Source organism: Gordonia prachuapensis, assembly GCF_036350515.1.
Classification (GTDB): Bacteria; Actinomycetota; Actinomycetes; order Mycobacteriales; family Mycobacteriaceae; genus Gordonia; species Gordonia prachuapensis.
On record NZ_JAZDUE010000004.1, the window covers coordinates 299,756 to 309,701 of the forward strand.

Annotated in this window: 9 protein-coding genes; 7 read left to right on the forward strand and 2 right to left on the reverse strand. The window is 68.7% G+C overall.

Translation table 11 applies throughout. The features are described from left to right. Positions 1 to 24 precede the first annotated feature (24 nt). On the reverse strand, positions 25 to 1,014 hold the full coding sequence (locus tag V1Y59_RS07060) for a glutamate ABC transporter substrate-binding protein (RefSeq protein ID WP_330504105.1): 990 nt from the start codon (positions 1,012 to 1,014) through the stop codon (positions 25 to 27). A 98-nt stretch (positions 1,015 to 1,112) separates the two neighbouring features. On the opposite strand from V1Y59_RS07060, the gene miaB reads away from it, so the two are divergent. The 3 genes from miaB to V1Y59_RS07075 are packed head-to-tail and all read left to right on the forward strand — an operon-like array spanning position 1,113 to position 3,732. Further along, the gene (gene miaB / locus V1Y59_RS07065) at positions 1,113 to 2,684 is read left to right on the forward strand and encodes a tRNA (N6-isopentenyl adenosine(37)-C2)-methylthiotransferase MiaB (protein WP_431309119.1); all 1,572 of its coding nucleotides are present in this window, start codon (positions 1,113 to 1,115) and stop codon (positions 2,682 to 2,684) included. Beyond that, the gene (locus tag V1Y59_RS07070; protein WP_330504106.1) at positions 2,684 to 3,307 is read left to right on the forward strand and encodes an Rv2732c family membrane protein; all 624 of its coding nucleotides are present in this window, start codon (positions 2,684 to 2,686) and stop codon (positions 3,305 to 3,307) included. Before miaB ends, V1Y59_RS07070 begins: the two co-directional genes overlap by 1 nt. Next, entirely contained in the window at positions 3,304 to 3,732 is a 429-nt protein-coding gene (locus V1Y59_RS07075; protein ID WP_330504107.1) for an acyl-CoA thioesterase, read from the forward strand. The genes V1Y59_RS07070 and V1Y59_RS07075 overlap by 4 nt, the downstream gene beginning before the upstream one ends. 73 nt (positions 3,733 to 3,805) lie before the next feature. On the opposite strand, the gene V1Y59_RS07080 is transcribed toward V1Y59_RS07075, so the two are convergent. Next, positions 3,806 to 5,179, reverse strand: coding sequence for a DUF349 domain-containing protein (locus V1Y59_RS07080; RefSeq protein ID WP_330504109.1), 1,374 nt, complete (start codon positions 5,177 to 5,179; stop codon positions 3,806 to 3,808). 192 nt (positions 5,180 to 5,371) lie between these two features. On the opposite strand from V1Y59_RS07080, the gene V1Y59_RS07085 reads away from it, so the two are divergent. The 4 genes from V1Y59_RS07085 to hflX all read left to right on the forward strand — a co-directional run bounded on the left by V1Y59_RS07085 (position 5,372) and on the right by hflX (position 9,522). Next, positions 5,372 to 6,100, forward strand: coding sequence for a class III extradiol ring-cleavage dioxygenase family protein (locus V1Y59_RS07085; RefSeq protein ID WP_330504110.1), 729 nt, complete (start codon positions 5,372 to 5,374; stop codon positions 6,098 to 6,100). Next, a complete protein-coding gene (gene miaA / locus V1Y59_RS07090) occupies positions 6,097 to 7,008 on the forward strand; it encodes a tRNA (adenosine(37)-N6)-dimethylallyltransferase MiaA (RefSeq protein ID WP_330504111.1) in 912 nt (303 codons plus the stop codon). Before V1Y59_RS07085 ends, miaA begins: the two co-directional genes overlap by 4 nt. 20 nt (positions 7,009 to 7,028) lie before the next feature. Further along, a complete protein-coding gene (dapF, locus tag V1Y59_RS07095) occupies positions 7,029 to 7,961 on the forward strand; it encodes a diaminopimelate epimerase (RefSeq protein ID WP_330504112.1) in 933 nt (310 codons plus the stop codon). Between the two features lie 76 nt (positions 7,962 to 8,037). Then, on the forward strand, positions 8,038 to 9,522 hold the full coding sequence (gene hflX / locus V1Y59_RS07100; protein ID WP_330504113.1) for a GTPase HflX: 1,485 nt from the start codon (positions 8,038 to 8,040) through the stop codon (positions 9,520 to 9,522). The last annotated feature ends 424 nt before the right edge of the window (positions 9,523 to 9,946 follow it).

The following is a 9,946-nucleotide window of genomic DNA, read 5'->3' on the forward strand; positions in this document are numbered from 1 at the left end:
GAGGCGGCTCCGCCGCGGTGACCGTCAGGTCGACTCCGCCGAGCAGGGGGTGGTCGTTTCCTCGAGAAAGTCGAGATCTCCGGGGTCGGGGGTGAAGTCGAACGGCGAACCCGGCTCGGCGGCACGGGCGATCATGCGGTCGACCTGGGCGTCGCCGATCGCGTCGCGGAGCGCCCGCTCCCAGGGGGAACGTCCGTCCGCTGCGGGCTCCATCATCGCCACCAGCGCTTCGTTGACCGCGGTCACCGTCTCGGATTGCCCGGCGCCCAGGCCGATTCCGTAGCGCTCGGTGGAGAACGGCGCACCGGCCCGCTTGAGAGTGCCGTCCACGCAGGCATCGGCCGGGTAGGTCATGTCGACGAGGGTGAACTCACCGGGGTACCGGTTCTCGTAGCCGGCGAGGATCACCTCGTCGGTGGTCAGGGCGTCGACGCGGCCACGTCGCAACGCCTCGACACAGCTCGAGGCGGTGTCGTACTCCTGCAACTGCACCGACGGGAGCTGCGCCGTCACATTCTCTGCCGAGGTGGAGCCGGTGACCGAGCACAGCGTCTTGCCCGCGTCGAGGTCGGTGAGTGTGGTGATCGAGGCGTCGTCGGCACGGACCAGCAGTCCCTGGTAGTTGACCAGGTACGGGCCGGCAAAATCGACTTCTTCGGCGCGCTCCGGCGTGATCGAGTACGTCGCGGCGATCATGTCGACCTGGCCGTTCTCGATCAGAGTCTCGCGCTGCGTCGACGGTGTCTCCCGCCACCGGCTCCGCGGCTCGGACACACCCATCGAATCGGCTATCCGGGCGACGACGAAGGTCGCGACCGCGGGGTCGAATCCCGTCACCGATTCGTCTGCGTTGCGGATCCCGAGTCCGGGCTGATCGAACTTCGTTCCGAGTATCACCGATCCGTCGCGGATCGAGTCGAGAAGGTCACGGGGATCCGAACCGAAGCATCCGGACGCGACGACGGCGACGATGGCGAGCGTGGTGACGAGCCGTCCGGTCCGCGATGTCGTCATATGCCTTCACCATAGTGCGAGTGGCAGTCGAGTTCGTGCGACATCGCCGTACCAGAGTGCCCGAAAGGTCGATTTGCGCAGGCCCGTACCCTGGAACCGTGAGTATCGAGTTGTCCGAGCGGCGCGGTGTGCCGGCTTCCGGCGAGCAGACCGAAGCGGTCTCCGCCCGGAGTTACCAGGTTCGTACCTACGGCTGCCAGATGAACGTTCACGACTCCGAACGCATCGCCGGACTCCTCGAGGACGCCGGATACGTGAAGGCCGCCGACGGGGGCGATGCCGACCTGGTCGTGTTCAACACCTGCGCCATCCGGGAGAACGCCGACAACAAGCTCTACGGCAATCTGTCCCATCTGGCGCCGGTCAAATCGGATCGGCCCGGGATGCAGATCGCGGTCGGCGGATGTCTGGCGCAGAAGGACAAGGACACCGTGTTGCGCAAGGCGCCGTGGGTGGACGTCGTGTTCGGTACGCACAACATAGGGTCCCTGCCGGCCCTCCTCGACCGGGCACGCCACAACGACTCGGCACAGGTCGAGATCCTCGAATCGCTCGAACGTTTTCCGTCCACGCTGCCCGCCAAGCGGGACTCGGCATACTCCGGCTGGGTGTCGGTCTCGGTGGGGTGCAACAACACCTGCACGTTCTGCATCGTGCCGTCGCTGCGCGGGAAGGAGGTGGACCGTCGGCCCGGTGACGTCCTCGCCGAAGTGCAGGCACTCGTGGACCAGGGTGTCCTCGAGGTGACCCTGCTCGGACAGAACGTCAACGCCTACGGCATGTCCTTCGCCGACCCCGACCAGCCGCGTAACCGCGGTGCGTTCGCGGAGTTGTTGCGGGCCTGCGGCGACATCGATGGTCTCGAACGCGTCCGGTTCACCTCACCGCATCCGGCCGAGTTCACCGACGACGTGATCGAGGCGATGGCCCAGACCCCGAATGTGTGTCCGCAGCTGCACATGCCGCTGCAGTCGGGTTCCGACCGTGTGCTGAAGTCGATGCGGCGCAGCTATCGACAGCGCAAGTTCCTCGGCATCCTGGAGAAGGTCCGCGCGGCCATGCCACATGCGGCCATCACCACCGACATCATCGTCGGTTTCCCGGGCGAGACCGAAGAAGATTTTCAACAGACCCTCGACGTGGTCGCCGCGGCCCGGTTCTCCAGCGCCTTCACCTTCCAGTACTCTCCGCGCCCCGGTACGCCCGCCGCGACCATGCCCGATCAGGTGCCGGCCGAGGTGGTGGGCGACCGTTACCGGCGTCTGATCGCGCTGCAGGAACAGATCTGTCTCACCGAGAACCAGAAACTGCTCGGGACCGAGGTGGAACTGCTGGTCGTGGCCGATGAGGGCCGCAAGTCGGCGCACACCGGTCGGCTGACCGGTCGCGCTCGTGACGGTCGCCTGGTCCACTTCGCGGCCGGCCCGGATCGCGGGGCCCAGGTCATCCGTCCGGGTGATGTCGTGACGACCCATGTCACCGGAGCTGCCCCGCATCACCTGATCGCCGATGCCGGCGTCGCGTCACACCGCCGTACCCGCGCCGGAGACGCCCACGAGGCGAGTCGGCTACCCACCACGCCGCCGGTCGGGGTGGGCCTCGGGATGCCCACCATCGGTGCGACGTCGCCCGAACCGGTCACCGCGGGATGTGCAGGAGGATGTGGCTGATGAGTGCCCGAGACGAACGAGCCGAGAAGCGAACGGTCGACGCAGGGGGCTTCGCCGCCTACGAGACCGAACTGCGCAAGACAGAACGCAAGGTGGCCGGCGAGATCGATCCCGGCCTACGTGGCGTGGTGGTCGCCGTCGGGGTGCTCGTCGCCATGCTGTCGATGGTGTTGCCGCACACCGGCTCCGCCAACGGTATCGAGGTACTGACGTTCGCTCCCGACGCCGACGCCGAGCGGGTGACCATCACATCGATCGTGTTCGTCTACCTGGTCGCGATCTTCGGGATCGGAGTATCCGCCCTCGCACTGCTGACGCGGCGATGGATTCTCGCGTGGGCCGCGCTGTGTGGCAACGCCGTCGCATGCGTGGCCGGCATGCTGGCGTGGTGGTCGCGCAACACGCCGGGTGTCGGTGGCGTGGTGCCCCCGTCCGGTGTCGGCATCGGCCTGATCGTGGCGTGGCTGGCGGTGCTGGTGTTGGCCTTCCACTGGGCGCGTGTCGTCTGGGCCCGGAGCACCTATCAACTGGCGCTGGAGGAAGAGCGCCGCAAAGAGGCGGCCACCCGTGACGCGCTGGCCCGGTCGCTGCAGCACCGGCCCGACGAGAATCGAGAAGGGTGAGCGACGACGCGCACCGCGTGGAGGACTATCCCGCGCACATCACCGAGAAGATCCGTTACGCCGACACCGACCGTCAGGGCCACGTCAACAACGCGGTGTTCGCGACGTTCCTGGAATCCGGCCGCGTCGCGGTCCTCTACGATCCGCTCGCCCCGCTCGTCGAACCGGGCAGTTCGTTCGTCATCGCCCGGCTGGAACTGGATTTCCGTGCCGAGATGACGTGGCCCGGTGACGTCGTCGTCGGCACCCGCGTCGCGTCGACCGGACGTAGCTCGATCGTGCTGGAGCAGGCGATCTTCCAAGATGAGCGGTGTGTTGCGACGGCGAAGACGGTCATCGTCGGCGTGGACGAGACAACCAGACGGTCCCGGCCGCTGTCGGAATCGGCGATCGAGATCCTCGGCGGACTGACCGCGCCACGCTGACCGGGCCGCACCTGACCCGGCCCATCACCAGTTCCGGCCCCCAACACCGGTTCGTAGCAGCTTGACCGGTGCGTCAGCGGTCCGCGATCGCGCTCGCCGCCGCGTCGGCCCATTCCTTCCACTGCGCCGCCTGCTCACGCAGCTTTGCCGCATCCTTGGCCTTGCCCCGTTCCTCCGCCTTGCGCGCCTGATCCTCGAGCTGGGCGGTGCGATCGGCGAACTGGGCGGCGCGCGCCTGCGCCTCCGGATCGGTGCGCTGCCACTGGGCGTCCTCGGCATCGCGGACGCGCTTCTCCAGCGCCCGCGCCCGGCCTTCGAGCGACCCCATCTGGTCGCGCGGCACCTTGCCGATCTCGTCCCACTGTTCGCGGAAACTGCGGAGCTCGCGCCGCGCCGCATCGAGATCGGCGGCCGGGTCGATGGCCCGCTCGGCATGGTCGAGCAACGACACCTTGGCGGCCGCATTGGCGGCGAACTCGCTGTCACGCTCCGAGCTGGCCGCATTGCGAGCGGAGAAGAAGACGTCCTGGGCCGCCTTGAAGCGTTGCCACAGCGCGTCGTCGGAGTCGCGCGGCGCGCGACCAGCCGCCTTCCACTCCGTCAGCAGCTCGCGGAATCGCGCCGACGTCGGCCCCCAGTCGGTGGAGCCGGACAGCTCCTCGGCACGGACGATGAGCTCTTCTTTGCGCGCCTTCGCACCGGCACGTTCACGGTCGAGCTCGGCGAAGTGCGCGCCGCGCCGACGGTTGAAAGCATCGCGCGCCTTGGCGTAGCGCTTCCACAGCATGTCGTCGGTCTTACGATCGACGCCCTTGATGGTCTTCCACTCGTCCAGGATCGCGCGGAGGCGATCCCCGGCCACCTTCCACTGGGTGGACTCGGCGCCGATCTGTTCGGCCTCGGCGGCCAATTCCTCCTTGCGGGCGATCGCGGTCGCACGGACCTGCTCACGCTCCGCCTTGATGGAGTCGGCGACTTCGTCGGCGCTGCCGACGATCGCGGTCAGACGCTGCTCGAGGGCATTCACGTCGCCGATCACGGCGGCCGTCGGGAGTGTCTCGAGCAGGTGCCGGGCGGCGGCCTGGGCCTTGCGGGGATCACCGGACCGGGCGGCGAGTCGTTCCTCGAGGATCTCCACCTCGGTGGCGAGATCGTCGAACTTGCGGGAGAAATGGGCGAGGCCGTCCTCCACGGAACCGGCCTGCCACGAACCGATCTGCCGCTCGGTGCCGCCGACCTTGAGCCAGACGACCCCGTCGGAGTCGATCCGGCCGAACTCGTGCGGGTCGCCACAGGGGACCGGGGTGGGCACCGGATGGATCTCGGCCGCGCCGGGCCGGGGTCCCGGGCGGGGGCCGGGTTTGGGCATCGGACGAGGCTTGGGTGGTCCCGGACGCGGCGCCGCCGCAGGGTCCGAGGCAGGTGCCGGGTCGGTCGGATTCGTCATGTGCAGGTGCCCTCTCCCGCAGGTTGGTGCCGCGCGTCACGGCTGCCGTCTCGTCGAGGCCCGTTCGCCGGCGTTGGAGCGTCCCGGGCTCTCACCATTCAACCAGGTCAGATGCCGATGCGGGGCGCTGCGGCGACATTCGGGCGTGACGGGGTCGGCTGCGCGGGTGTGAGGTCGGCTAGCGTCGTTGGCGTGCTGGCGTCTGTCGTCTTCGTCCCGAGTGCCCCGTTGCTGGTGCCGGCGCTGGCCGGTCCGGACGCAGTGGACACCGAACCGGTGCGGGCGGCCACCCTCGCGGCCGGGCGAGAACTCGCGGGCGCGGCCACGACCTGGATGGCCGTCGGAGCGCGTGACCCGGCAACGACGCAGGTGGGGCGGGCCGGGACACTCGCCGCCTACGGAGTCGACGTCCCGGTCACGTTGGACGGGGCCGAGACCCGCGGGACCGGCCCGGGGCTGCCCTTGTCCATGCTGATCGCAGGGTGGTTGCGGGCCGAGGCCGGGACCGGCGACGAACCGGTGACCGTCGAACCCGTGACCGTCGCGCCGGACGCGTCGCCGGCGGACTGCGCCGACGTGGCGTCGCAACTGCGTGATCGCGTCGACCAGGATTCGACGCCCGTAGGGGTCCTTGTCGTCGCCGACGGTTCGACCGCCCTGTCGGCGCGGGCCCCCGGCGGGGGTCTGCGGCCCGAAGCGGTCGAACTACAGCAGCGGATCGACGAAGCGATCGGGTCCGCCGACACCGCAGCACTTGCCGCACTCACCGTCGACGAGTGCAGCGAGGCCGGGGTGGGTGGGCGTCCGGCCTGGCAGGTCGCCGCGGGACTGTGTGCCGGTCGCACACTGACTGCGCAGGTCACCTACCGTGCTGCACCGTTCGGTGTCGGTTATGTGGTCGCCACCTGGACTCCACGGTGAGTGTCGCCGTCACGCCGATCGCGATCGTCGGGCCGACGGCAGGGGGGAAATCGGACCTCGCCCTCGACCTCGCCGAACGCCTCGGCGGGGAGATCGTCAACCTCGACGCCATGCAGCAGTATCGCGGCATGGACATCGGCACGGCGAAGCTGCCGGTCGATGAGCGGCGCGGCATCCCGCACCATCAGATCGATGTTCTCGACGTCACCGAGACGGCCACCGTCGCCCGGCACCAACGCGCGGCGGGAGCCGACGTCGAGCGGTTGCTCGCCGAGGGCACGGTGCCGGTCCTCGTCGGCGGTTCGATGATGTACATCCAGGGTCTGCTCGACAACTGGCGGTTCCCGGCCACCGACCCCGAGGTCCGGACGAGGTACGAGACGATGCTCGCCGACATCGGCGTCGCTGCCATGCACCGGCTCCTGGCCCAGGTCGACCCGGACGCGGCCGCATCGATCCTCGACACCGACGGCAGACGAATCGTTCGCGCACTCGAGGTGGTCGAACTCACCGGCGAGCCGTTCGCCGCGTCCGCGCCCACCATCGGTGACCCGCGGTGGCACACCCGCATCATCGCGCTGGACCGCGACACCGCAGCCCTCGACGAGCGCATCCGGCAGCGCACACGGCAGATGTTCGAGCTCGGGCTGGCCGATGAGGTGCGCGGGCTGTGCGAAGTGGGCCTGCGTGAGGGGCGTACCGCGTCGCGTGCCATCGGATATGCCCAGGTGCTGGCGGCATTCGACGGTGAGTACGACATGGCGACCGCGGAGGAACTGACCTTCGTCGGAACGCGCCGATACGTACGGCGGCAGCGGTCCTGGTTCCGTCGTGACCACCGGATCGTCTGGCTGGACGCCTCGCGGGACGACCTGGTGCCGGAGGCGCTGCGGATGGTCGGTCGGTGAGCCCGCCGTAGGCTGGAGGGGTGACGTCGACAACGAATGACAGCGCAGGGGGTGACCGCGCAGCGCTGCGGTTTGTCAAAGGGCATGGCACGCAGAACGACTTCGTCATCGTGACCGATCCCGAGGCGCAGATCGATCTGACCACGCCACTGGTGGCGGCCCTGTGCGACCGGCACCGGGGGATCGGCGGCGACGGTCTGCTCCGGGTGGTCCGGTCGGGGTCGCTGGTCGAACGCGGCGTCCTCGACGCATTGCCGTCCGGAGTGTCGCCCGAGGACTGGTTCATGGACTACCGCAACGCCGACGGCTCGGTTGCCGAGATGTGCGGCAACGGGGTGCGCGTGTTCGCGCATCACCTTCGCGCATCCGGACTGGTGGCCACCGACGAGTTCACCGTCGGATCGAGGGCAGGTGCACGCCCGGTCGTCGTACACAGCCACGACTCCGTCCACGCCGACGTCACCGTGCAGATGGGACCGGTACGCACCGACGGCGAGTCGATGGTGCGGATCGGTGACGACGTCTACCGCGGTCTCATGATCGACGTGGGCAACCCGCATCTGGCCTGTGTGGTCCCCGACCTGACCGCGGCCGACCTGGCCCAGGTGGACTTCACCGACGGGGTGATGCTGGAGGACGACGCCTTCCCCCACGGCGCAAACGTGGAACTGGTCACACCGGCGGGCGATCCCGACGCGGACGGACGACTGCCGGCCGCGATGCGTGTCTTCGAACGAGGCGTGGGCGAGACCCGCAGCTGCGGCACCGGACTGGTCGCGGCGGGCGCGGCGGTGCTGGCATCGCGCGGGGAATCCGCAGGGACGCTCTGCATCACGGTGCCCGGCGGTCGGGTCGAGGTGGGCGTGGGTGCCGATGGCGCCTATCTGCGGGGTCCCTCCCGGTTGGTTGCCGACGGCGAACTGCGGCCGGGCTGGGCCGACCTCGACGACTGACGGCCGCTCCGCCGGCGTCTGTGCAGGAAAACAGGATGCTGAGCGGTGGTCGGCCGTGAGATCATGGATGTCACCCATGACAGAACCAGCATTCACACCCCACACGTCGGTCCACGACGACGACCTGGCCGATCTGCCCGCCGATGGCGGAGGCAGCGGCGACATCCTCGACGGACTGGCCCGCCCGACCACCGGTGAACTGCAGCTCGAAGAACGTGCGTCGCTGCAACGCGTCGCCGGGCTCTCCACCGAACTCACCGACATCACCGAGGTCGAGTACCGGCAATTGCGCCTTGAGCGCGTCGTCCTGGTCGGAGTGTGGACCGAGGGCTCCGCCGCCCAGGCCCGCGCCAGCATGACCGAACTCGCGGCGCTCGCCGAGACCGCGGGCTCCGAGGTCCTCGATGCCTTGATCCAGCGCCGTTCGCGCCCCGACTCAGCCACCTACATCGGTTCCGGCAAGGCCGACGAATTGCGTGCTGCGGTGCTGGAAACCGGCGCGGACACCGTGATCTGCGACGGTGAGCTCACCCCCGCGCAGCTGACCGCCCTGGAGAAGATCGTCAAGGTGAAGGTCATCGACCGGACCGCGCTGATCCTCGACATCTTCGCCCAGCATGCGACCTCGCGCGAGGGCAAGGCGCAGGTGTCCCTGGCGCAGATGGAGTACATGCTCCCGCGGCTGCGCGGTTGGGGTGAATCGATGTCGCGGCAGGCGGGCGGCCGTGCCGGCAGCAACGGCGGCGTCGGTCTGCGCGGACCCGGTGAGACGAAGATCGAGACCGATCGACGGCGCATCCGTGAACGCATGGCCAAGCTGCGGCGCGAGATCCGGTCCATGAAGAAGTCGCGCACCGTGATGCGCGCCGCCCGTGAACGCAACGCCGTTCCCCGGCTGACGGTCGCCGGCTACACGAACGCGGGCAAGTCGAGCCTGGTCAACGCGATGACCGGGTCGGGAGTCCTGGTGCAGGACGCATTATTCGCGACCCTGGACCCGACCACCCGCCGGGCGACGCTCGACGACGGCCGGGCCGTGGTCTTCACCGACACGGTCGGATTCGTCCGGCACCTGCCGACACAGCTGGTCGAGGCGTTCCGGTCCACCCTCGAGGAGGTCGTCGACGCCGATCTCGTGCTACACGTCGTCGACGGATCGGATCCGTTGCCGACGGAGCAGATCTCGGCTGTGCGCCGGGTGATCAACGAGGTGGTCGCCGAGGAGGGTGCGGCACCGCCGCCGGAACTGTTGGTGGTCAACAAGATCGATGCGATCGACGCCCACCGTATGACCGAGCTGAGGGCCGCTCTCTCCGACGCCGTGTTCGTCTCGGCGCGTACCGGCGAGGGTCTCACCGAACTGTTCGACCGCATCCGCGAGTTCGTCGGACGCACCGATGTGGAGTTGACCATCGACGTGCCCTACACCCGCGGCGACATCGTCTCCCGGATTCACGAGGAGGGGGAGATCCTGACCAGCGAGCACACCGCGGACGGCACCACGATGCGGGTGCGGGTCCCGGCGGCGTTCGCCGGAGTCCTGGAGCCCCTGCGAACCTGATCCATACAACCGCTTTCGGTGATCGAGTGGGCCGCGCTGATCGAATCGGCAGAGCCGCCCCCAACCGCAGATCGAGTAGACCGGAGCGCAACCCTCCGCTGATCGAGTAGACCGGAGCGCTAGCGGAGGTCGTATCGAGATCACGTTCGGGGACAGGGATCTCGATACGGTCTCGCCTAGCGGCTCGACCTACTCGATCAGCGGTTGGGGGGCGGCTCGACCTACTCGATCAGCGGTTGGGGGGGCGGCTCGACCTACTAATGGGAGCTACTGGGTCTGGTCGTGAGTTTGGGTCAGACTTGGTGTTGGTGGCTGCTGCTGGGTGAGCACTCGTGCCTACGGAACCGTTGATGGCGAGTTCTGGATCGAGACCGTGCCCCTGGTGGTCGGCCGAGAGGGTGTGATTGCTGCTGGGATGTCGTGC